This window comes from Vibrio sp. Vb0598 (assembly GCF_033338935.1).
Classification (GTDB): domain Bacteria; phylum Pseudomonadota; class Gammaproteobacteria; order Enterobacterales; family Vibrionaceae; genus Vibrio; species Vibrio alginolyticus.
This window is the reverse complement of record NZ_JAWOTP010000001.1, coordinates 40,445-64,891: the sequence shown is the minus strand read 5'-3', so window position 1 is coordinate 64,891 and position 24,447 is coordinate 40,445. Positions and strand designations below refer to the sequence as shown.

At 46.1% G+C, this 24,447-nt stretch carries 17 protein-coding genes and 1 tRNA gene; 11 read left to right on the top strand and 7 right to left on the bottom strand.

The genetic code is table 11. The features are described from left to right. Positions 1 to 34: 34 nt before the first annotated feature. Positions 35 to 1,123 carry a DUF3541 domain-containing protein gene (locus R7Q38_RS00285; protein WP_005384167.1) on the top strand — a complete coding sequence of 363 codons (1,089 nt, stop codon included), beginning with the start codon at positions 35 to 37 and terminating at the stop codon, positions 1,121 to 1,123. A gap of 54 nt (positions 1,124 to 1,177) precedes the next feature. Here R7Q38_RS00285 and R7Q38_RS00280 read toward each other — a convergent pair whose 3' ends face one another. Beyond that, positions 1,178 to 2,386 (bottom strand): NupC/NupG family nucleoside CNT transporter, encoded by a 1,209-nt coding sequence (locus R7Q38_RS00280; RefSeq protein WP_017635515.1) that lies wholly within the window; start codon positions 2,384 to 2,386, stop codon positions 1,178 to 1,180. 559 nt (positions 2,387 to 2,945) lie between these two features. Between R7Q38_RS00280 and R7Q38_RS00275 the strand changes: the two genes are divergently transcribed. Together R7Q38_RS00275 and R7Q38_RS00270 are read left to right on the top strand one after the other, a co-directional pair. Next, positions 2,946 to 3,029: transfer RNA gene (locus tag R7Q38_RS00275), tRNA-Leu, on the top strand. A gap of 32 nt (positions 3,030 to 3,061) precedes the next feature. After that, the gene (locus R7Q38_RS00270) at positions 3,062 to 3,673 is read left to right on the top strand and encodes a DUF2913 family protein (protein ID WP_239938524.1); all 612 of its coding nucleotides are present in this window, start codon (positions 3,062 to 3,064) and stop codon (positions 3,671 to 3,673) included. 78 nt (positions 3,674 to 3,751) lie between these two features. Here R7Q38_RS00270 and R7Q38_RS00265 read toward each other — a convergent pair whose 3' ends face one another. Both R7Q38_RS00265 and R7Q38_RS00260 read right to left on the bottom strand, forming a co-directional pair. Next, positions 3,752 to 5,152 (bottom strand): tryptophanase, encoded by a 1,401-nt coding sequence (locus tag R7Q38_RS00265; RefSeq protein ID WP_053307136.1) that lies wholly within the window; start codon positions 5,150 to 5,152, stop codon positions 3,752 to 3,754. Between the two features lie 298 nt (positions 5,153 to 5,450). After that, complete coding sequence (locus R7Q38_RS00260; RefSeq protein ID WP_005374169.1) at positions 5,451 to 6,695, bottom strand: NADH:ubiquinone reductase (Na(+)-transporting) subunit B; 1,245 nt, start codon at positions 6,693 to 6,695, stop codon at positions 5,451 to 5,453. Between the two features lie 159 nt (positions 6,696 to 6,854). Here R7Q38_RS00260 and R7Q38_RS00255 point away from each other — a divergent pair, with 159 nt between their 5' ends. From R7Q38_RS00255 to R7Q38_RS00245, 3 genes are all read left to right on the top strand, one after another. Continuing rightward, positions 6,855 to 8,243 carry a cytochrome ubiquinol oxidase subunit I gene (locus R7Q38_RS00255; protein ID WP_239938523.1) on the top strand — a complete coding sequence of 463 codons (1,389 nt, stop codon included), beginning with the start codon at positions 6,855 to 6,857 and terminating at the stop codon, positions 8,241 to 8,243. Between the two features lie 10 nt (positions 8,244 to 8,253). After that, positions 8,254 to 9,252, top strand: coding sequence for a cytochrome d ubiquinol oxidase subunit II (cydB, locus tag R7Q38_RS00250; protein WP_005374173.1), 999 nt, complete (start codon positions 8,254 to 8,256; stop codon positions 9,250 to 9,252). A 174-nt stretch (positions 9,253 to 9,426) separates the two neighbouring features. Continuing rightward, complete coding sequence (locus R7Q38_RS00245; protein ID WP_213870221.1) at positions 9,427 to 9,831, top strand: cystatin; 405 nt, start codon at positions 9,427 to 9,429, stop codon at positions 9,829 to 9,831. Positions 9,832 to 9,878: 47 nt separating this feature from the next. Here the strand turns inward: R7Q38_RS00245 and lhgO are convergent, their stop codons facing one another. The 3 genes from lhgO to R7Q38_RS00230 all read right to left on the bottom strand — a co-directional run bounded on the left by lhgO (position 9,879) and on the right by R7Q38_RS00230 (position 14,336). Further along, a complete protein-coding gene (gene lhgO / locus R7Q38_RS00240) occupies positions 9,879 to 11,105 on the bottom strand; it encodes an L-2-hydroxyglutarate oxidase (RefSeq protein WP_239938522.1) in 1,227 nt (408 codons plus the stop codon). An 8-nt stretch (positions 11,106 to 11,113) separates the two neighbouring features. Then, the gene (locus R7Q38_RS00235; RefSeq protein WP_203342679.1) at positions 11,114 to 13,237 is read right to left on the bottom strand and encodes a TRAP transporter permease; all 2,124 of its coding nucleotides are present in this window, start codon (positions 13,235 to 13,237) and stop codon (positions 11,114 to 11,116) included. A gap of 88 nt (positions 13,238 to 13,325) precedes the next feature. Then, positions 13,326 to 14,336: a TAXI family TRAP transporter solute-binding subunit gene (locus R7Q38_RS00230; RefSeq protein ID WP_017635521.1), complete on the bottom strand. Its 1,011-nt coding sequence runs from the start codon at positions 14,334 to 14,336 to the stop codon at positions 13,326 to 13,328. Between the two features lie 836 nt (positions 14,337 to 15,172). On the opposite strand from R7Q38_RS00230, the gene brnQ reads away from it, so the two are divergent. Next, positions 15,173 to 16,483, top strand: coding sequence for a branched-chain amino acid transport system II carrier protein (gene brnQ, locus R7Q38_RS00225; protein WP_239938521.1), 1,311 nt, complete (start codon positions 15,173 to 15,175; stop codon positions 16,481 to 16,483). Positions 16,484 to 16,586: 103 nt separating this feature from the next. Further along, complete coding sequence (locus R7Q38_RS00220) at positions 16,587 to 17,795, top strand: GGDEF domain-containing protein (RefSeq protein ID WP_154204156.1); 1,209 nt, start codon at positions 16,587 to 16,589, stop codon at positions 17,793 to 17,795. Positions 17,796 to 17,838: 43 nt separating this feature from the next. Here the strand turns inward: R7Q38_RS00220 and R7Q38_RS00215 are convergent, their stop codons facing one another. Beyond that, positions 17,839 to 19,188 carry a sigma-54-dependent transcriptional regulator gene (locus R7Q38_RS00215; RefSeq protein WP_137282870.1) on the bottom strand — a complete coding sequence of 450 codons (1,350 nt, stop codon included), beginning with the start codon at positions 19,186 to 19,188 and terminating at the stop codon, positions 17,839 to 17,841. Between the two features lie 171 nt (positions 19,189 to 19,359). Here R7Q38_RS00215 and R7Q38_RS00210 point away from each other — a divergent pair, with 171 nt between their 5' ends. From R7Q38_RS00210 to R7Q38_RS00200, 3 genes are all read left to right on the top strand, one after another. Next, positions 19,360 to 21,432: a sensor histidine kinase gene (locus tag R7Q38_RS00210; RefSeq protein WP_167415767.1), complete on the top strand. Its 2,073-nt coding sequence runs from the start codon at positions 19,360 to 19,362 to the stop codon at positions 21,430 to 21,432. A 215-nt stretch (positions 21,433 to 21,647) separates the two neighbouring features. Further along, positions 21,648 to 22,775, top strand: a complete 1,128-nt coding sequence (locus R7Q38_RS00205) for a conjugal transfer protein TraF (RefSeq protein ID WP_239938520.1) — start codon at positions 21,648 to 21,650, stop codon at positions 22,773 to 22,775. 191 nt (positions 22,776 to 22,966) lie between these two features. Continuing rightward, a complete protein-coding gene (locus R7Q38_RS00200) occupies positions 22,967 to 24,358 on the top strand; it encodes a glycoside hydrolase family 1 protein (protein WP_239938519.1) in 1,392 nt (463 codons plus the stop codon). Positions 24,359 to 24,447 lie beyond the last annotated feature (89 nt).

Genomic DNA, 24,447 nt, shown 5'->3' with positions numbered 1-24,447 from the left:
GGTTTAGGCTCAGGACTTCATAGGGAATGGATTTATGCGTATTAAACCTCTTAGCTTAGCGGTCTTACTCTCTTGCTCACTTACCTTTGCTGCTCAGGCATCACAGGAAGAGGTACCGCTTCTCGATAATACTCAATCAGCGCAGTTGATTCGTAGTACCTACGAACAGGAACTGTTCACTTTCCCGGCGTTTAAAGAGGGCCATTTTGGCTTACGCATGTACCGCCAAACATTAGATGAGAAATATCACGCTGCCATTTGGACCGACATGGCACAAGTAGCCAGCCGGTTAAACCAATTTGCTAATGAAGTTGTTGAACCAGAAGACATCATTCTCTATTCATCTCAAAGGCTGACCACGTATCAAGAGAAAGAAACCGAACGAGGGCAGCGACGCTATACCGTGACTAAACACCATCCTGAGTACCTTTATCTTGGTGTGGATTTGCTTGGCGCAATGGCAAGAGCAAACGAATACGGCCTAAAGCATAAACAAGACAAAACGCTGAGAAAAATTATTAGGCGCTACGATTTCTCGCGTTACGTTACGGATAAAGAGATGATAGAAGCATGGGCAGCTCAGCTTGCAAACCAAGTCTACTGGCTTCGTCAGTTAGGAGAGCAAGATGTGGTCGAGGAATTCACTCAAACCTTCCGTGACACCTACCCCGACGATAAAGATAAGATGCTTTCAGCTCAGCAGTATTGGAACAAACTCTATGGTATGACGCACATCATCTTTGCCGATTCACAGTATTATCAGGAGCGAGTAAGCGAGAAGAAACACCAATGGATTTATGATTACTTTCGCAACAATATCGACACTATCCTACTGCGCGCCAAAGAAGACGTGATTGCGGAAGTCGGCATTTCGTTTTTGTTAGCAGGCTTGGACCATGATCCGGTCGTAAAGAAAACCCGCCAAGCCATTCGTCACGCAATCAACGCAGAAAAAGGGATGATTCCGTCGGTCGACGGTAACTTTGATCTCAAGTACGGCGAACACCGTAACGTACTAGCCATCATGCTGCTCGATTGGAAAGGGGTACATAAAGCGCCAACTTATCAAGAGCACCCAGAGGCTTTTAAATCGATACCTTACGGCTTAATGCCCAAGCCTTAGAAATAACAAAACCCGCCATTTAGGCGGGTTTTTAGTGTGTATCTTCAATCTAAATTAGAGAGAGATAAAAATGCCCGCTAAGCACGCACTCATCAGGTTAGCGAGTGTACCAGCAGCAACCGCTTTTAGGCCTAGACTTGCAACATCTTTGCGGCGCTCAGGTGCCATCACGCCGATAGAACCCAACTGAATCGCAATTGAGCCAATGTTCGCAAAACCACACAACGCAAAAGTGATAATAATTTGAGTATGCTCAGACAGTGTCGCTTTGTGCTGCACAAAATCGATAAACGCAACAAACTCATTCATCACCACTTTCTGACCAATGTATGAACCCGCAGCTAGAATTTCGTGGCTTGGCACACCAATCAACCACGCTAGAGGTGCAAACAAATAACCAAAAATCGCTTGTAGCGTTACGCCAGAGAAACCAAGTATCTCGCCCAAGTTTTCTAGCCCCGTGTTCACCATCGCGATAACACTCACGAAAGCGATAAGCATGGTACCAACAGCAACGGCAACTTTCATACCGCCCATGGCACCGCTTGCTAGCGCATCAATAACGTTACTTTCTTCTGATTTATCTAGCTCAATATTGTTGTAATCGCTTGGCGTTTGACGCTCAGGAACGATGATTTTTGCCATCATCAAACTACCTGGTGCTGCCATAAAGCTTGCCGCGATCAAGTATTTGAGGTCGACACCCAAACCAGCATAACCACCAAGCACACTGCCCGCCACTGAAGCCATACCACCAGCCATCACGGCAAACAGTTCAGAGCGAGTCATGTTAGAAAGAAATGGACGAATAAGAAGTGGTGACTCGCCTTGAGATAAGAAAATGTTCCCTGTTGCAACCAAAGACTCTGCTTTACTCGTACCCAAGAACTTCTGGATAGCGCCGCCAATAAATTGAATCACTTTTTGCATAATGCCCAAATAGTAAAGGGCGGAGATAAGAGCACTGAAGAAGATGATGATAGGAAGGACACGGATAGCGAAGATAAAGCCAGAAGAAGCGAGGTCACCAAAGAGGAATTTAATCCCCTCATCAGCAAAGCTGAGTAGCCCCGCGACACCATTACTTAAACTCGCCAGCGCCGCTTGACCCAACGGGAAATAGAGCACCAAAGCAGCAAACCCCATTTGTAGCATCAAGGCGCGAGATACAGTTTTCCAATTGATGGAAGAACGACCCTCAGAAAGTAGGAAAGCACAACCTAGCAGTGCAACAATACCAAATAGACTAAATAGAACACTCATGAGCTGGACCTACTAAACGTTGAAAAAGAAAAAAGAGCCAAAGGAATTGGCAGAAGAAAGGGACAACGCAGCGAGTGATAACTCACTTTTAGATCCAGAATGTAGACAGAACGAATAGTTCGACATCTTATTTTTACCTTATACAAGCAATTGAACGTAGCTGGTCCGGTCCGTGGGGTCATTCACTGCTGGCGAGCATGTTGCTTGGCCTGCTCCATGTGACGGCTTGTATGGGTAAGGGTCCTGAACAACTAAACCCTAATTCCCGCTTAAACGGGACGCAAGTATAGCCAACAAAAAGAGATATTCATCACATTTATTTACGCAAACGTTCAAGCGTTCAAAATTTAGGCAAAAGTACTCTTTTGTCGTCATACCATTAATAAAAGTAAGGGCATAAGGATAGGCGTTGATGGTAAAAAACATAAAAGTGACCAATAAATATGCAATCAAACTCGAAAGAGCCAAAATTCGTCATTTTGCTCTCGCCAACAGGTGGATTTTGGTTATAATTCGCGTTGCTTCTTTCGAGGCCTCTGAGTATTCAGAGCATCATGATGCCGAGATGGTGAAATTGGTAGACACGCTAGCATGAGGTGCTAGTGCCTTTGGTGTGAGGGTTCGAGTCCCTCTCTCGGCACCATTATCCTTCTTCCCTAATTTTGTTCGAGTGTAATGCAAAGTTCTAAGCAGGCAAGACAGTCTACAGATGCTAACCAACTTCTGAGTGAGCTTGCGGTTCACGCTTTATTACACCTGCACTTTAAAATTCACGCGTCCTCGCATGGCCTCTCCCTTAAAGAACGTAATGACTTACTTCAGAAATGGCTGAAACCAAAACTGAAGAGTAATCGCTATAAGCTGATTAAAAAGCCGTTAAAATCTTTGACTCAGCAGGCAAAAGGTGAGAACGGAAATCTGGAAGAATTACTCGAGCGCTGCGTCGGTGCAGACAAACCCAGAAATCCTCAACCCGATCTAGATAGCTACTTGCTGCTGATCAACGAGATTGAGAAGAAACTGGGGACTACCGTGTTATTATCGCGACCGGAAGACGTCGACTTATCTCACGACCAACACGGCTGTTTGCTGTGTGTGCTTTCTGAGAACTTAAATCAGCACTTCGATGATAATAACGCCCTAATCGCTCCTATTTCGATGCTGTTCCGCGGACCAATGAGTCAACGCTCACTTTTCCTTGGCAGCATTTACGCCAGTGGTACCTTCAATTATGAAGTGCAGTATCAAGACGACCAGTTCGTTCGCATCACATTAGAGTTGGGGTAAGTGTAACGCTAAGAAATAAACGAATCGAAAAAGGCCGCGAAACTCGCGGCCTTTTGCTTATCTAGATTTAAACTTGAGTTAATCGATCTCTTTAAATCGAGCAGTAAAGTGGCGCAGCACTGGTGGCTCGTACTCGAAAGTGAGCCCTTTTAACTCATGTGCACGATTTTTCAGTTCGATAATCGCATCCGCAATGTAATCCATATGATCGTTTGTGTAGACACGACGTGGAATGGTCAAACGCATCAACTCAAGCTCTGACACTTTTTGTTTACCCGTTTCCGGATCTCGACCAAGCAGCAACGATCCTATCTCTACTGCTCGAATACCCGCTTCCAAGTACAAAGCATTACACAATACCTGCGCAGGAAACTGATCCGCTGGAATATGTGGCAAAATCTTAGCGGCATCCACAAACACCGCATGACCACCCGTTGGGTATTGAATCGGAATACCGCCTTCACGTAAGCGCTCACCTAAGTATTGAACTTGGCTAATTCTATAGTGAAGAAAATCCTCATCCGCGGCTTCATACAAACCGCGAGCGAGCGCTTCCATATCACGCCCAGCCATGCCGCCGTATGTTACAAATCCTTCCATGGGTACGCAGCGCGTCTGCACCGCCTGGAACAACTCCTTATGATCACGAATACAACACATGCCACCAATGTTTACCATCGGGTCTTTCTTAGCTGACATGGTGAGCATATCACCGTACTGGTACATCTCACGGATGATTTCCAGAATCGATTTATTCTCGTAACCCGCTTCACGCTGCTTGATAAAGTAGGCGTTCTCACAGTAACGAGCCGAGTCAATCACCACTGGAATATCGTACTTGGTTGCAATCTCGTACACACTGCGCATGTTTTCCATCGACACAGGCTGACCACCGGAGCTATTACAAGTAATCGTGGTGATAATTGCACAAATGTTATGCGAACCGTGCGCTTCAATTGTTGCCACCAGCTTATCGATATCAAAATTGCCCTTCCAATCATAAGGCGTAGTGGTGTCGAATGCTTCTTCCGTTACCACGTTAATCGCTTTACCGCCATTGAGTTCAATGTGACCCGCTGTGGTATCAAAATGGTAGTTCGAGATAAATACTGGCGTTTCGCCACCACGCACCTGACGCATACGCTCAATCAAAGCTGGGAACAAAATTTGCTCGGCACCACGCCCTTGGTGTGCAGGCACGGTGAGCTTATAACCGAAGAAGTGCTCCACTGCATCACACAGGTTGTAGTAATTTCGACTCCCCGCATAGGATTCATCCCCCATCATGATGCCAGCCCACTGATTATCACTCATGGCACCAGTGCCAGAGTCAGTCAGCAAATCGATATAAACATCATCACTACGAAGAAGAAATGGATTATAGCCCGCTTCTTTTAACGCGACTTCACGGTCTGCCAAAGTCGTCATTTTGATTGGCTCAACCATTTTGATACGGAAAGGTTCTGGAATACGTTTCATTGTTAATTTCCTTATACGCATTGCCCTACGCAGTTTCACGTAAGACTAAAAAACAAATAGATAGAATGCTTTTCAATGCGATTGCATTGAGGAAATCAACGAGAAGAGATTTTACTAAGAAGAGACAAGCAGTAGTCTAGGTTATACCAGAACGACAGCACCAAACGGCTATCGAGAATATCCTTTATTCTCATCGTCTTCGTCCTCCTGATAAAAATAAAAAGTCAGAAACCCCATGTCTCTGACCTTTTCAATATAGTGCAGTTTTCAATCAATTTTCAGTGAGGTCACCCTCATTTTAAGAAGGTCTCGCCCTTTTCATTCTGCGTTTGATATTACTTTCTTTGACTAGGTAATCGAAAAGTGGCGCGAATAAGTTAGCAAATAGAATAGCTAACATGATGCCTTCTGGATAAGCCGGGTTCAGCACTCGGATAAAAATCGTCATCACGCCGATTAATAGTCCGTATGCCCATTTCCCGTTATTGGTAAAAGCTGCCGAGACAGGGTCTGTCGCCATGAAGAAGGTACCAAACGCAACCCCACCAATCACGAAGTGCCAGTAGAACGGCATGGAGAACATGGGGTTAGAGTCTGAACCGATCGCATTCAATAGTAATGAAGCTCCGATTAAACCGACCAACACGCCCGCAACAATTCTCCACGATGCAATCTTCATAAAGATGAGAACCAAGCCTGTTAGTGCGATCAACAACGTGGAGACTTCACCCATCGAGCCTGGTAAATTACCAACAAAAGCATCTCCCCATGAAATTGTTTGTCCTGTCATATTATTTATCAAGGCACTTTGCCCACCTTCATACCATTGGCTAAGTGGAGTAGCGCCAGAGTAACCATCAGCCGCGACCCATACCGCACCACCTGACATGTTGGCAGGATAGGCAAAGTATAAGAACGCGCGCCCTGCTAAAGCTGGATTTAGGAAGTTTCGTCCAGTACCACCGAAAATCTCCTTCGCCACAACAATACCGAAAGTGATACCTAAAGCCGCTTGCCACAGTGGAATTGTCGGAGGAAGGATCAGCGCAAAGAGTATAGAGCTGACAAAAAAACCTTCGTTCACCTCATGCTTTCGCACAATAGCAAACAGAACTTCCCAAAAACCACCAACGATAAACACCGTCGCATAAACCGGGAGAAAGTAAGTAGCACCAAGCCACATTTTACTTCCCCACCCCGCTTGTGAAACCGCATCTAACGAGCCCCATACCCAACTCAGTTGCCATGAAGAAACAAGCGCTTGCTGAGCTGAGGCTTGATCCATTCCATACAACAAGGCATCACTCGCTTGCTGGCCTATGTTGTACATACCCCAGAACATGGCAGGGAAGACCGCCAGCCACACCATGATCATAATACGTTTTAAATCGATGCTATCTCGAACGTGAGTCATGCCTTGGTTTACCTTACCAGGCGTGTAAAAAATGGTTTCGACAGCTTCGAACAATGGGTAGAACTTGTGATACTTCCCACCTGGACCAAACTTAGGTGTCGCTTTCTCAAAGTAGTGTTTAAGGCTCATAACGCTCCTCCTTTATCTAAAAGATGGTACGCACATGTGTAAAAAGCGATCGTTTTTTAATCTCTTCGTCTTCCTTCTTCGTACTTCACCTTGTTCGCCACTCTTCTGTCTCCTCTTTAAATCCGGCGAACAGTTTATCCAACGAAAAAGGGACCGCTCATGGACACACTCGCCATTGACCTAGCTAGATTCCAATTTGCCTTTACTGTCTCTTTCCACATTATTTTTCCAGCTTTTACGATTGGTTTGGCAAGTTATCTCGCTGTATTAGAGGGCTTGTACTTAAAAACGGGCAACAAACAGTACATGCAAATCTATAAGTACTGGCTCAAAATCTTTGCCATCAGTTTTGGTATGGGTGTGGTGAGTGGCATCGTGTTGAGCTATCAATTCGGTACTAACTGGAGCGTGTTTGCCGACAAAACAGGCCCAATCCTAGGCCCGCTAATGGGTTATGAAGTTTTTACTGCGTTTTTCCTCGAAGCTGGGTTTTTAGGCGTGATGCTTTTCGGTATGGATAAGGTGGGTAAGAAGCTTCACTTCGCCGCGACTTGTATTGTCGCATTCGGGACGTTTTTGTCTGCTTTTTGGATACTTTCGGTTAATAGTTGGATGCAAACACCAGCGGGCTACAGTATCAACGAAGCCGGACAGTTTATCCCAGAAGACTGGTGGGCGATTGTCTTCAACCCTTCTTTTCCTTACCGGCTCGTTCATATGTTGCTCGCCGCTTACCTTACTACTGCCTTTGTTGTAGCTGGCGTTGCCGCTTATCACTTACTAAAAGCAAACCATAACCCTCTAGCCAGAATTATGTTCTCGATGGCAATGTGGATGGCTGCCATCGTGACACCAATTCAAATCGTTGCTGGAGACGTGCATGGATTAAACACCCTTGAACATCAACCCGCCAAAGTCGCCGCGATGGAAGGGCACTATGAGTCTCACCAAGGCGCGCCATTGATCCTCTTCGGTATCCCTAACGATGAAGAAAAACGTATGGAATACGCACTGGAAATCCCCAAACTCGGTAGTTTGATTTTAACTCATGACCTCAACGGTGAAGTGAAGGGATTAGATGCTTTTCCAGAGGAGGAACACCCTCCTGTCTCTATCGTTTTCTGGTCTTTCCGAGTAATGGTCGCGCTTGGTTTTGGCATGCTTGTTATTGGTTTGTGGAGCCTATGGCTAAGAAAGCGTCGCAAACTATTTGATTCAAGGGCACTTCAACGTATTTGTGTGCTGTTTGCCCCAGCGGGGTTCATTGCAGTTTTAGCAGGCTGGATAACTACCGAAGTCGGTCGACAGCCTTACACCGTATACGGTCTTTTAACCACAGCCAATTCGGCATCGCCTATTGATGCCGCCGCGGTGAGCGTCTCCCTGACGGCGTTCATCGTGGTTTACTTTGTGGTTTTTGGAGCTGGCTTCTTCTATCTCCTACGTTTGATGCGCAAGTCTCCAACTCGATATGAAGAAGGTCTAGATAGCCGACTTCCTGATGGCACGAAAACCGATGCCATCACACATTCTAACCATCTAACCTAGGAGCTTACTCATGGATTACGCATTAATTTGGTACGCTTTGATTGGGCTCGCTGTTCTGATTTATGTCGTGTTAGATGGCTTTGATCTCGGTATTGGTATCCTATTTCTCAGCGCTAATGACGATGAAGAGCGCGACATGATGATGAACAGCATCGCTCCTGTTTGGGATGGGAATGAAACTTGGCTAGTTCTTGGCGGAGGTGGGCTTTTTGCCGTGTTCCCCCTCGCCTACGCGGTCATTATGCCAGCACTCTATGCTCCCCTGATTTTAATGCTGCTCGGGTTAATTCTGCGCGGGGTTTCTTTTGAGTATCGCTTCCGAACACAACGCGGAAAGTTTTTATGGGATAGCGCTTTTTTCATTGGTTCACTCACCGCGGCATTGATGCAAGGCATTATGCTCGGAACCCTGCTCCAAGGTATAGAGGTTAGTGAACGAGCATACGCAGGTGGATGGTTTGATTGGCTTTCGCCATTTAGCGTATTTTGTGGCCTGGCGCTTGTTTGTGCTTATATTCTGCTCGGTTCATGCTGGTTATTAATCAAGCTTCCAGAAGAGCTGATGGGGCGCTATTACGTGGTCGCGCGACGATGGGGACTAGCGATGGTAGCCTGTATATTCATCGCCAGTTTGTGGCTGCCATTGAGCCAAAATATCGTATTTGAACGTTGGTTCTCATTACCAAACTCGCTACTGTTTTTCATTTTACCAATTATTGCAGCGGCACTTATTTGGCAGCTATTCAAAGCCTTACTCGACCACAAAGCCGTCCGAGCCTACGTTCTTGCGATCGGCCTGTTTCTTGTGTCCGCGATGGGTTTCGGTGTCAGTACATTCCCTTACTTGGTCCCATTCGCACTCACTTATCAAGACGTCGCTGCGCCAGACAAAAGTTTGGCATTTTTACTTGCCGGTGCGGTGGTATTACTTCCTCTGATCATAGCCTACACGGCTTATTCGTACTGGGTTTTCCGCGGCAAGATGAAACGTGGAGAAGGATATCACTGATGAAACTAAAACCCATTTTGTGGTTCATTGGCATTTGGCTGGCAAGCGTGGTCGCCTTGTTTGTTATCAGTTCGTTGATACGAACTGCGATATTGTAGGCCCGGAGTCAACTGCACCACATCTGAAGCTATTGAGGTCTATACTCAAGCAAGAGTAAAACAACGGAGTGTTTTTATGACCTTAAAGCAGTTTCTGGTAACTTTGATTCTTTTGACGGTTCCACTGTTTTCACCAAATGCATTGGCCGTAGACAAGCAGATGTCATCCGCCATGAAAAGTAAAATGCGGTCTATTTGCTCCGCAACAAACGAGCAGGGTCATTGGCAACTTGCTGAGGCAACTCCTGACGCCAGACGCTCACTCAACATGGTGCTTTATCAAATGAATGCCGATGATAAATTGAGAGCAATTCATGAGGTGAGAACCAAAATGGTCGGCGGCACCCATTATGCGTTTGAGTTCGAGTTGCAAGATGGTCAAGTCTGGAATGCAATTGTATTGCACAGTGCTCGCGGCGATTACATGATCGAGAGACACGCCAAGAAAGGCGAACTCTGCCCTAAAGATGGCAACTCCTAATTCCCAGATTCAAATACAATAAAGGCGACAGTTACATCGCCTTTGTTTTATACCGTTTTCGCCTCTATCTTTTCATTCACTTTATCGCAAATGTACTCCCCAATCGGCATTGCAGATGTCGCTGCGGGAGAGGGTGCGTTACAAACGTGCAGGCTTCTTGCGCTTTCGGCAAACAAGAAGTCATGAACCAAGGTTCCGTCGGATAACACCGCTTGCGCACGAATACCCGCTGGATATGGTTTGAGATCGTCTACCTTGATGCTTGGGCAGTATTTATTGACCAGCTTGAGATAGCCCGGCTTCCACCACGAGTTCTTAAACTCATCCAATCCGGCTTTTAGATGCTTTTGTGTCACCTTCCAGAAACCGGAGAAACTGAGCATTTGCATGGTATCTTGCAAGCTGAAGTTAACCTTGTCATACCCTTCTCGCTTCCAGCCTTGCACCGCGTTTGGACCAACGGTCACACTGCCATCAATCATGCGAGTCAGGTGGACACCTAAGAATGGCAAATCAGGGTCGGGAATTGGGTAAATAAGATGATTCACCACTTGGTCGTGTTTGCTATCTAAGCGGTAGTATTCACCACGATAAGGGATAATTTGGAAATCGGTTGGAATACCCATCATCTTAGTCATACGATCCGCCATCAAGCCGCTGCAAGTGACCAAGAATTTGGCATTGAGCTGCATGGTTTGCCCGTCTGAAATGCAGGTCAATTGAACTTCTTCGTCTTTCTCTTCGGCAGCCACCACTTTGGTTCTCAGGCTGATTTGACCTCCGAGCTTTTTGAACTCTTCCGCCATCTGCTCAGTGACCAAACGATAGTCCACAATACTGGTGGTTTTGACATAAATCGCGCCCAAGCCTGTGATGTTTGGTTCAGCCAGTTTGAGTTGAACTTCATCGAGTAGCTTTACGTCGATGCCGTTGACATGGCAGCGCTCATAGAGGGCATTCATGCGTTCGACTTCTTGCTCATTAGTCGCAACCAACAACTTGCCACAGTTCTCCACCGGAATATCGTGCTCAGCACAGAACGAAATGGTTCGCTCTACCCCACGCTTACAAAAGTCGGCTTTTAAACTGCCCGGAGCGTAGTACACCCCGGCATGAATCACGCCACTATTGTGTCCGGTTTGGTGCTTGGCAAAACCGGACTCTTTCTCAACCAATAAAATGGATTGGTCTGGATGACGTTGCTGCAGTTGCCATGCTGTCGACACACCAACGATACCGCCACCAACAATGATGTAGTCATAGACTGATTTCATACGACCTCTTATAAAACCGATAGTTGAGATTGTTGCAATTTGAACTTGCGACCACTGTAAATGAACACCGCGACAAATACCGCACAGCTTGCCACACGAACCAACATTGGGATATCGTGCCAAACCAGCAATGTACCCACCACTACCAACAAGAGACGCGTCAGAATGTTTAGAGGACCTTCCAAGTAGCCTTCAATCGCACCAATCAATGCATAGGTACCGATGATGGCAAAGAAGCCTACGGTAATTACCGACGTCACATCCCAACTGACCAAGCCTGTATAGGCAATAAGTAGCGGTACAAGATACAAACCTTTGGCGATTTTCCACGCCATCAAACCAGTGCGCATCGGTGGTGTTTTGGCGATGGTTGCTGCTGCAAAAGCGGTCAAACACACTGGTGGCGTAACGTTACTGTCTTGCGATAACCAAAAGATGATGAGGTGAGCAGCCAGCAATGCCAAGCCTACCGCTTCCATACCCAAACTTTGCTCTAGTAGGGTTTCCATAAAGTCTGCAGGTACTAACGCCACCATTTCTTTCGCAGTTTCCAACGCCATTGGTGCATTAAGAAGTTCCAACTTTTCTGGCGCCGCCAACATGAAGATGGCTTTTGCTTGTTCTGGCAATTGACCCGACACCATCAATTCAAGCAATTGGTTTTCCGCAATCAACTTGTAAAGCGCAGGGGCAGACAGTGTGCCCAACACAATATACGCCGCTGTAACAGGTAAACCCATACCCAAAACAAGAGAAGCGAGCGCAATCAGAACGATCATGATGAACAAGTCGCCATTCGCCCAACCGTCGATCATCAATGAGAAGGTGTTGCCGATGCCCGTTGTACTGATCACGTTGATCACCAAACCGATACCCACCAGCAATACGGCTGTTGTCGCCATGTTTTTCGCACCTTGCGATAGCGCTTCGATGATCGCTTTTGGTCCCATCTTGTGATCTTTCGAGAACCAAGAAGCCACCACCACAGAAATGATCGACAAGCCAGCAGCGTAAGTTGGCGTAAAGCCTTGAACCAACAAAGTAACCAATACCGCCAGTGGGATAAGATTGTGCCAACCGCTGATCAACACTTTCAGTAGAGATTCATCGCTGGTCGTGATTTTTTGAACGCCGCTGCGTTTGGCTTCGATACGCACAAAGAACGCCACAGACAAGAAATAGATAAGAGCAGGAATGAAAGAAACGGCAATAATATCAACATAAGGAATTTGCGTGTAAGACGCCATTATGAAAGCACCCGCGCCCATCACTGGTGGCATCAACTGACCACCTGTCGATGCCGCTGCTTCAACGCCCGCCGCGAAGCGCGAAGGAAAACCTGCTTTTTGCATCAAAGGAATACTGATCACACCGGTTGAAACCGTATTTGCCACACTAGATCCAGATACTGAGCCCATCAATCCCGAGCCAATCACTGCGATAAAACCGGGACCACCGATGATTTTACCAGCCGCAGCACGTGCCACATTGATGATGTAATCACCAACACCAGAGCGAACAAGAAACGCACCAAACAGAATGAACATGAATACGAAAGTCCAACTGATGCGCGAGATAGAGCCAAACATGCCCTCAGAAGAATAGAAGCTACGGTAGAGCAAGGTTTCCATGCTCAAACCCGGGAAGTGGAAAATACCTGTCGCCCACTTACCCCAAAGCACAACGTAGCTTAAACACACCACAATCAACACTGGAATAAACCAGCCCATGGTGCGTCGAATCAGTTCGATAACAATCAAAATTGCCATGATGGCGAAGACCCAATCGCTGGCCACGAACTTCACACCGCGTTCATATAGCGCATCTTCAGCATAGGGAATGTAGAGCAAACACGCGACCGCGCCCATGGCAATCAACACATCGATGCCGAGTGCAATCTTACTCTGCTTGAGAGAGATATGAGCCGGATACCAAAGCGCACAAATCACCGCAAAGCCAGCAAAGTGGGTCGCGGAAATCCATAACTCTGGTAACGTCGATAAGGTATTAAACCAAATGTGCAAAGCAGACAACACCACGCCAAACACTGTGATTGTGGTGGTTACCCACGGAAAATCAGTGCGCGTGGGCAGCTCAAACTTCTGCAATTCCTTTTCTATTGAGTCGCTCATCTCATACTCCAAGCTCTGGCGGCTTTTTCCATCTTAGAAATCGGTAGGGATAAAATGCCCCGAGCCGAAACTCGGGGCGAAGTTGGCGTTATTTCGCCATTAGGTCTGATGGGATTTCGATGCCCATTTCTTTGTAGTAACGCACCGCACCTGGGTGAAGAGGCACTGGCAAGCCAGCGATCGCTTTCTCAATCGCCATTGCTTTTGTTGCTTTGTGGATGCCTTGTAGGAAAGGCAGGTTCTCGTAGATCGCTTTGGTTAGCTGGTAAACGTCTTCTTCCGAGATATCTTCACGAACTGCCAAGAAGTTAGGCTGTGCAATGGTGGTGATCGGCTTATCTAGACCCGGGTACGTGTTCGCTGGGATCTCGTACTTCGTCCATAGGTTGTAATTGCCGTTCGCCTCTTTGATTTGTTCGTCAGTAAACGAAAGAATCGAAATGTCTTTACCCAACGCAGCAAAAGCTTGAGTGACCGCACCAACAGGTACACCCGCAGGCGTGTTCATGCCGTCAATGGTGCCGTTTTGAAGTGCGCTCGCACTGCCGCCGTAACCCATGTAAGCAAGATTGAATTTATCAGGGTCGACCTTCAGACCTTTCATGATTTGGCGACCAGAGTTCTCAGTACCTGAGTTCTTCTTACCGATAGAGAACTTCTTGCCATCTAGGTTGTTCAGATCAGTCACTGTGCCCGTTTTTGCTAGGTCAGAGCGAACAATAAAGTGCTCGACGTTTTGCCACAGCATAGAGACTGAACGCAGCTGCTCTTGGCGACCGCTCTTCTCATAAGGACCTTCACCAGACCAAGCCCATGCACCGTAAAGACCTTGCAGAATCGCGAACTGTGCTTCGTTTTCGTTCAGCAGTTTGACGTTTTCACCAGAGCCCGCAGAGCTGATTGCAGAAAGGGAGAAGTGGTGCTTTGGTGCCAATTTCACTTTGCTTAACGTCGCCAACGCTACGCCCACAGGGTAGTAAGTACCACCTGTCGATGCCGTTGCAAGAATGTAGCTACGATCTTCTGCCGCAGCGTTAGCAGCAATACCAAAAGAAGTCACAGCGACAGCCAAAGCTTTTACCAGCTTATTCATTTTCATTATTACTCTCCGTGTAGTCGTTTCACGATTGGGGATTTACATCATGTTAAACCTTTATTAACAACACATTCCCTAGAGCAATTGAAATGCCAACTTTTAACCCTTTGTATTTATTGAACTAAGCGCTGAAAGACATCAAAAATGAGCAAAATCATGCTGATTTGATAGCAAAGTAATGAGCAAGATCTTGCTCATTGAAGAGAAGAAGGTTGCACGCCTAGATCGCAAAAGGTTAATAAAATGTGATCAAGACAAAATAAATGCACGATTCACTAATAAGCAATATTTTGCCGATGCAATTTTGGATTGAACTGCAACTAATGATCGTCTTAACAATAAGAAGAAAAAGCGCATCATTCTAAACTGCTCACTTTATCAGCGGAGGTTTATAGCCTAAACGACTACAAATAGCACAAAAATACAGCAAAACAAGTCATGTTACAGAAATGAAAAGTCATTTATTCTAATTTTGAATTTAAAAAGCAGCTCGATCCACCAGTTCAGAAACAAACATTGACCGTATCAACTTATTTTCTACTTCGGGGTTGTGCCAATGGCCCTATGTTCGTTAGTGTAACAACACACCAAGGCAAACATATTCCTTGGTATTTTTTCGTCTTTAAGGATCACCCATGTCAGCAACTGCGCAATTACAATTCGCTTTAAAACGCCCATCTGGCGTTGCTGCTGCGATCCTCCTGCTCTCTCTGGAACTGATTCAGAGCTGACAGGCTATATCTAAACTTTCTGTCAGCTTGAGAAGAAGCTGACGGGAACACCACATACTCCTCCCATTCCTTTCAGTTTCTTCCAAGCGAAACATAAGAGGAATAACAATGTTAAGCGCACGCAATATCACCGCTTTGGGCTTCATGACTTTCGCCATGTACTTAGGCGCGGGTAACCTGATCTTCCCTCCATTTTTGGGTTACCAAGCAGGTGAAAACTTTCTGAGCGGGATGTCTGGCTTCCTCTTAACGGGCGTCGGTCTGCCTGCAATGGCATTAGTGATGGTGGCTATCGTAAACGGTTCAGACAAACTAACCGCCGCCCTACCTAAACCTTTGGCAACCAGTTTTTGGGTGATGGTGTTTATCGTGATTGGCCCTGCGTTCGTAATCCCACGTGCGATTACCGTCGCTTACCAATTTAGCTTTGCACCAATGTTTGGTGATGCCGCTTTGGTGCCTTTCACTATTGCCTTCTGCGCTATCACCATTCTATTTGCCCTATATCCGGGTAAATTGGTCGACAACCTAGGCAAGATCTTAACGCCTGCATTAATGGCTATCTTAATCATCATGTCCGTGACTGCTTTGGTTTCTCCTGTAGGAGAGCTAACTGCCGCAACGGGACCATACGTATCTGGCGCATTTGCTGAAGGCTTGACCCAAGGCTACATGACGATGGATGCGCTAGGTTCTATCGGTTTTGGTTGGATTATCTTCCGCGCGATTCGCAGCATGGGTGTGGATTGTCCGAAAGCCACCGCAAAATACACGCTAATCGCAGCTTTGATGTACGCGGTTGCCATGGCGTTTGTTTACATCTCATTGGCTTACATTGGCTCGACAAGCTCATACTTGGGTTCTGAGTTCAGCAATGGTGGCGACATTTTAACGGCATTCACCTTCAGCCACTTTGGCGCGTTTGGTTCACTATTACTAGGTGCCGTGATGGTATTGGCGTGTTTGACTACTGCTATCGGCGTAACCACCGCAGGCAGTGAGTTCTACGACAACACTTTCAGCAAAGTGAACTACAAAGGCTGCGTTATCACGACCATGGTATTGGCTGGTTTGATCGCCAACGTAGGTCTAGAGCAACTATTGGCTATCACATTGCCAGCGGTTGTGGCGCTTCACCCAGTAGCGATTGCGTTGATGATCATGGCACCGGTTCGCAACAAGATGTCGCAAATCATGGTGGTCGTGACCGCATTCACTGCTCTAACGTTTGGTTGTGTTGATGCGCTGCACATCCTAGGTTACATGCCAAGTTCCACTGATGAGTGGATGGGTAATTACATGCCTCTGTACAATGACTTTGCTAGCTGGATTGTGCCTAGCGTATTTATGATGATTGTTGGTCTGCTGTTTACGACGAAAACCAACCAAACCGAACAATTCGAGCTGGTGAATGAATAGCCGTTTAACATAAGACATCGCTCAATAAGTGCGTTACTATGTAGCTCGCTTATTGATATCAGGCAAAGGAGTTGCCTGAATGAAAGATTGATATGGGTCGCCTATGGATAATCAGTATCTAGACATCAGAACACTGAACTTTATCGTTATTCTGTTCTCTTGCATTTACTCTATTAGTCTGCTTTGTTATCAATACACTCAGGGTAGAGTCAAAGGCTTAAAAACCTTCTCGATATCACTACTGTTTATTGGTTTAGGCCCTTTTTTACTTGGCTTTAGAGGCTCTGCGCCAGACTGGCTGACCATCGTCATAGCCAACACTCTCATATTAGTCGGCTTCTTGCTTACGCTATATAGCGTAAGCATTTTTCGTCAATACCCTTTAAAATTGGCTCACTGTCTCACCTTGTTAACACCTGTTTTTAGTGGTTCATTTTACTATTTCACCTTCCATGACCCTTCTATCAAAAGCCGTATTATTTATCTGAGCATGTATATTTGTATCGTCACCTTCTTTAGTGGTGTCGCCATGCTTAAAGGTACCCAAAAGGACTTAAAGCTCCCTGTTAAAGCAATGGCTTACTCTTTCTTTGGATTTAGTTTTTTTATGGGATTTAGGGCGCTTTGGAGTACTTTTTCAGGTGAGTTACCAAGCTTTATGGTCGCAGGCCTTATCCATCAGCTGACTTTCTTATTTAGCATCTGCCTGATCGTTGCTTTGAGCTTTAGTATGCTGTGGTTAATTAACGGACGCTTGGTGCAATCCATTAATGATCTCTCTCATTTAGATGCACTCACAGGGCTATATAATCGTCGAGCCATGGAAGAAATCGTTCCAAACTTGGTTAGTAAAGCACATAAAAAAAGCCAAGCAATCAGCATTATTATGACTGATGTCGACAAGTTCAAAGCGATTAATGATCACTATGGTCACACGGTTGGCGACTCCGTCATGGCAACGATCTCCACTATTTTTAAAAAGCATCTTCCTGAGTCAGCCTGCATTGTGCGATTTGGTGGTGACGAGTTCATGATTGTTTTGCTCGAAAAAGCACAGCAAGCCAAAATTTTCGCAGAGCAAATTCGCCTTGCGGTCGAAACTGAAACCGCTTTGCAATCATTTAAAACTGAAGTGACCATGAGCTTTGGTATCAGTCAGTTATCTGAGGGGCAATCACTTCAAGAGGCGCTTGCTGAAGCAGACGAAGCGCTATATAGCTCTAAACATACAGGAAGGAACCTCGTTACCTTGTTTGGAGAAGGTAAAGACCTAAATTATAAGTTTGTCCCAGCTCCTGCCAAAAGCGCATAATATGTTTGTTATGCCAATGATTTTACATTAGCTAGAAATCGTACTAAGTATAGTCGGAGCGATTCAAACCAAACTTCTGCATCTTTTGGTTAAGGGTTCGACGTGGTAAATCCAACTCCTGCATCACCTCATTGATGCGTCCATGATGCCTGACTAAAGAATCATGTAGCACCTTACGTTCAAAGTTATGTAGCTGAATCGCCAACGGCACGCCCGCATGCGTCTCTTCGGTTGTTGAGGATGGTCGACTGGAGAGAATTTCCATCACGGAGACGGTTTCATCCAATGCAAAACGCATCGCTACATTCCTAAGCTCACGTACGTTACCGGGCCAAGAGTAAGCAAGAATGGCCTTTCTATCGGCTTCACTCAGCGGACGACTCTCAGGATTACTTTTCAGAGCAAAGTGTTCGAACAAGATCAACGCATCTTCTTCTCGCTCACGTAGTGGTGGCAAATAGATCTGTGCCACATTAAGACGATAGTACAAATCCTGACGAAACTCGTCATGATCATTGAGATCTTCTTTCGCGGCGGCGATCACTCTTAAATCAACCGAGATCTGTTGGTTACCCCCAACGCGCTCAACCGTATGTTCCTGTAATGAACGCAAGACTTTCACCTGCATGGACAGCGGCATACTCTCGATTTCATCAAAGAATAAAGTGCCTTTATCCGCGTATTCCAACTTACCAATGCGCTTTTTACCCGCTCCGGTAAATGCCCCTGCTTCATGCCCAAACAGCTCACTTTCAAACAGGTTCTCAGGAATAGCGCCACAGTTGATTGGCACAAAATGATAGAATCTGCGTTGGCTTTCATTATGCAAACTGGTCGCCACCAGCTCTTTACCACAACCTGTTTCGCCGTAAATGATCACGTTAGTATCAATGCGTGCTAACTTGGCTACTTGTTCTCTAAGCTGTTGCATCACTCGGCTTCGCCCAATCAACACCTCTTCTAAGCCGCTAACGCTAGATAGGTACTCTTGGCGATCTTGAGTAGACGTTTGTGCGCGATAGCTCTCGACCGCTTCGGTTACTCGTTGGGATAAACGCTCAGGTTGGAAAGGTTTCTCAATAAAATCGAACGCACCGTTTTGTAACGCCCCTACTGCCATATCGACGTCACCATGTCCGGTGATCAAGATAACTGGCGTTGGGATGTGATTAGCAATCAGGCTTTCTAGTATCGACAAGCCGTCGGTGTCCGGCAGGCGAACATCACTGACAATCGCATCAAATTCTTGGCTAAGAATGGCCTCTTTACCCTCTTCTCCTAAACTGAATGCGGTCACGTCGAACCCCGCCAGTTGCAGCCACTGACTGGTAGCCTGACGAACAATGTCATCGTCTTCGATAAGTGCAATTTTAGGGGTGTCGTCAAAAGCCATGAGTTACTACCGTAGGTGGAATAGAAATCGCTCTTTGCTAACGGTAGCAAAAACCACTGAGGAGAAAAGGAGCTAGATCTCACTTCTTGCTTACAAGTCTTTAACATCCAACCAGTTAGGCGCACTCTTTAATAACTGTTGGTGAGAACGCACTAGCTGAATGGAGTCAGTATGCAGCGCAAAAGGAATGGCAAAACATGGCTTGTAGTCGCAATTGCGGCAGTGCTGATGTTGTCTTGCTATAGCGCCAGCAGAGAGGTTGCCCGTCAGTGGTTGAGTGTACAAACTCAAACCGAAGCTCAACAAAAACTACTCGACTATATTGGTGAAGTTCGCCGTGCACTCAAACGCTTCTACCACTTACCTTACCTCGTCACCAATAACCCAGAAACCATCGCGTTTGTGAAAGGAAACCGGACTTATTACGAGCCATTGCAAACCCAACTGACTCAGCTAGATAAAGCCGCCAATACGGAAGGTTGGCTAATCCTGTCTAACTCTGGCGAAGTATTGGTATCGAGTTTGATCGAAGAGCGCTTTAGCCTGTCTGACCGAAAAGCCATTGTGGAACAAATTCACAATCAAGGCGGCGGTGTTTCCTTGGTGAACAAAACCAAAGGTTCGAGCCCGTTGTATTATCTTGCAGCCCCTATCTACGACGGTCTGGATATCGCAGGCATTGTAGTGGTGCAAATCAACCTCAGTCTGTTGACCGAACAGACTATCACTAGCCAAGACATCATTACGTTGCAAAATCGCCAGCAACGCTTTTTCCTATCAAGCAGCTCGCTCTATAACGCAGACTGGTTTAACGAACCGAGCAACGCCGTTCAGTTAGAAACGCAGCGCTTATACGACAACACCAACATCAGTGTGTGGACGCTCAACCAGCAACGCTATTTTGCGCACACCGTTAAATTGGATGATTTGAATTGGTACGTCAGCTACCTCACCCCTTCTCAGCCGATTCAACAAACCATCAACGTGATTGGTTGGAGCGTAGCAGCGCTACTCTTATTGGTTATACTACTCGTCATTATTGGCTTACAACGCCGCCAAAAGCACATCAACCAACAAAGAATTCAAGCTCTGTTAGAAGAGTCTCAACGCCGCTTGAAACAGATGATCAATAAGACCCACGTTGGTTTGCTATTGATTGATGAACAAGGGCAACTGTTCGATCTCAACCCAATGGCGAAGCGTTTATTCTGTTTACCAGAAAGCGTCAATCGACATGCTTTTGCTTGGGAGTTATTCGATGCAGGCAATCCTAATTCCACCACACTTAAGTTGCTCAAGGACTTACCTAAACATAAAGAGCTCGCAGAGATCAGCACGGTCGAAACCATTGCCAGACGCAGTGACGGAAGCGTCTTCCCTGTCCTGTTCTCGCTAACCAGTTTCCCTTGGCATGGCGAGCAGTATTTCCTTGCCACGATCATAGACATCAGTAAGCGGAAAAAAGCCGAGCAATCGCTGCAACAGGTCAACCAAGAACTGGCGCAACGGGTAGAAGAGCGTACTCAAGCGCTAAAAGAAGCGCAAAACCAATTAATTGAATCGAGCAAAATGGCCGCCTTGGGTCGCATGTCGAGCGCGATTACTCATGAGCTCAATCAGCCACTGACGGGCTTACGTACCTTGCTCACAACAAACGAACTGTTAGCAGAACGTGGCGAAACCGAGATGATGAAAGCCAACAACGTATTGGTGCAGAAGCTGATTGATCGCATGGCAAGCATGACCAGCCAGTTAAAGACGTTCGCCTATAACAAACCAGAAAGCCTACAAGCGATTTCTCTTACCTCCGCACTCGAAGAGACCTTGCGCGTCTATCAATCCCAATTAGATAAGGTGGATGTGCGTGTTCGGGTTCCTCATGACTTACCTAACATCATGGGTGAAGAACAACGACTGCTTCAGGTGCTCGGTAATCTTGTCTCGAATGCGCTAGACGCAATGAACAACACCACCAACCCGCAGCTCAACTTGATCGTCAATCCAACTGTTAATCAGGTCGAACTGATCGTCAGTGACAATGGCTGTGGCGTGTCGAATGAGATGCTTGAATCCATGTTCGAACCCTTCCAAACCTCAAAGAAAATTGGTGAAGGATTGGGGCTGGGTTTAGCGATTACGGCCAACAATATGCGTGATATGCAAGGGAAAGTCAGCGCACAGCTCAACACTACTGAAGGAATGTCCTTCATCTTAGTATTTAAACTCGCTCCTCACCGAAGCTGACCTAACTTCTCCCATCTCTCAATCCTTTTCTCTCAATAAGAGAGCAATATAAATCCTGTTCAACTTTATAAAGCGAGTTGCCTAACCTACGCTTAACTTGATGAATCGCCACATACCATTCATCAGAACAATTTTTTTGGTGGTTGACACCAGTTTTAGCTCCCACCGTCTAATTTAATGATAAGTAATTATTTTAAAGTAAGAATGGATGCGTTATGAGAAAAATAACTTTAGCTGCAGCAGGAGCGCTTTTTGTATTATCACCTCACGCTTTTTCTGCACCTTACGCTGCCGACGCTCGAAGTCATGGTATGGGAAATACAGGCGTCGTTTCTGCTGACTATTTGACCGCGCCCCTACATAACCCAGCCTTGGGTGCACTCTATCGAGAAAATGATGATATCGGTCTGCTCATTCCGGCTGTCGGGGTAAATATCCACGACGAGGATGAAGCGTTGTCAGCCGTAGATGACGCCCAAGACCTTTATGATAGTATTCAGGGCATTCCTACTCCAGCGAACGAGGCCGAGCTTAATCGCCTCCTCGATCAGCTGGATAAGAGCGTACCAGTTGTCATTAACGGAGGGCTAAGCCTCGCAATTGCTATTCCGACTCGCTACATGTCTGTAAACCTGTTTAGCACTGGTTATGTGGAGATACTTGCTGCACCCGATATCTCAGATTCAACAAACACCGCAGATCGATACCTCAATTCTGCCGTTAACCTAGCTGCTTTCGGTAATGTGGAATATGGTATTGCTCTATCTCGTGCTTACACTATAGGCGAACAACAATTCGCATTTGGTATTACACCAAAATACCAACAACTTAAAACCTACACACAACGTACAACACTAGACGACTTTGATATCGAGGATTACGACAAAAGTGAAGTATCAAAGAATACTTTCAATATGGATCTTGGGGTCGCTTGGTATCACAACGCATTTAGAGCAGGCCTTTCATTAAAAGACGTCTTCGAGCAAGATATTGAAACAAAACTGGGCAACTATACCTACGAACTCACACCACAAGCGACAGTTGGCATCGGTTATGTCGGGAACTATGTAGCTCTGAGCTTAGACGCCGATCTCACCAGACAAAAGCGCTTTAAAGAGCTCGACGATGACACTCAGTTTATTCGTGTCGGTATCGAGGGGAATGCTTGGGGGTGGGCACAACTTCGCGCTGGTTATGAAATTGACCTAGAAAATAATCTCGATAACTCAGTGACAGGTGGCATTGGCATCAGTCCTTTTGATGTGATCAGTTTAGACCTAGCTGGCTCTTACGCTGGCGATAACCAGTTTGGTGCGGCGGCGAATTTAGCATTTACGTTTTGAATATGAATGCCAATCTAAATTCACTTAGGTTGGCATTGTTAACAACCATCCTATATATCAATGTTTATCATTACTGACGTTTGGTGATGAACTGATAAAAATACGATCTCGATACAAGTATCGAGGTGTCTCCTACACTATTCTCAAGCAATAAATCCACAAACATTTCCTAAATATAAAGAGTGAGAAGCATGATTAAGTTTCCTGAACATTTTCTTTGGGGTGGTGCCATTGCTGCAAACCAAGTAGAAGGGGCGTACAACCTTGGGGGTAAAGGGTTATCGACATCAGACATGCTGCCAAACGGTATTTTGAGTCCGCATCAAACCCGTGAAGAGCGTACACCGGGTATCAAAGACGTGGCGATCGACTTCTACAATCGCTACCCAGAAGACATCGCGCTGTTCAAAGAGATGGGCTTTAACTGTCTGCGTCTCTCTTTGGCATGGAGCCGCATCTTCCCGAACGGGGACGAACTAGAACCTAACGAAGAAGGTTTGGCGTTCTACGATAAAATTTTTGACGAACTTGCCGAGCACAACATCCAACCTTTCGTGACCTTATCTCACTACGAAATGCCTTACGCACTGGTTGAAAACTATGGCGGTTGGGGCGATCGTCGCGTCATCGAATTCTTCGAACGTTATGCTCGCACAGTGCTGGAACGCTACAAAGACAAAGTGAAGCTGTGGTTAACGTTCAACGAAATCAACATGTCTCTACACGCACCATTTACTGGTGTTGGTTTGCAAGAAGACGCCAATGAACAAGAGATTTACCAAGCGATTCACCACCAGCTAGTCGCAAACGCAAAAGCGGTAAAACTGTGTCAGCAAATCGTACCAAACGGCAAGATTGGTAACATGCTGCTTGGCGCAATCAACTACCCATACACCTGTAATCCTGATGACGTGCTGGCAGCAATGCATGAAAACAACAAGTGGTTGTTCTTCGGTGATGTGCAAACACGTGGTCAGTACCCTGGCTACATGAAGCGTTACTTCCGTGAAAACGGTATCGAAATTCAGATGGAAGCAGGCGACTTAGAAGAAATTGCATCGGCAAGTGTCGATTTCATCTCATTCAGCTACTACGCAAGTGGCTGTGCAAGTGCAGACCCGAAACAGAAGGAAGTGGGTAACATTGTCGATAGCGTACCAAACCCATACCTTGAAAAGAGCCAGTGGGGTTGGTTGATCGATCCAAAAGGCCTGCGCATTCTGCTGAACTTCCTTCACGATCGCTACCAAAAGCCACTGTTCGTCGTAGAAAACGGCTTAGGTGCACGTGATGAAATCGATGAAAACGGTGAGATTCAAGATGATTACCGCATCGCTTACTTGAACGACCATCTTGTACAAGCATATGAAGCAATTTTGGATGGCGTTGAGCTGATGGGCTTCACCAGTTGGGGACCAATCGATTTGGTCGCGAACTCAACCGCTGAGATGAGCAAACGTTACGGCTTTATCTATGTCGATCGTCATGATGATGGGCAAGGAACGCTAGAACGTAAACGTAAGAAAAGCTTTTTCTGGTATCAAGACGTGATTCGTACTTCAGGCGGTTCATTGAAAAGCTAAGCCTGTTGTTTAGGTACAAAGTGCAACTAGGCATTCGCCTAAACCATCAAGCCCTGCAATTGCAGGGCTTGAATTTTAAGGTGTTTATT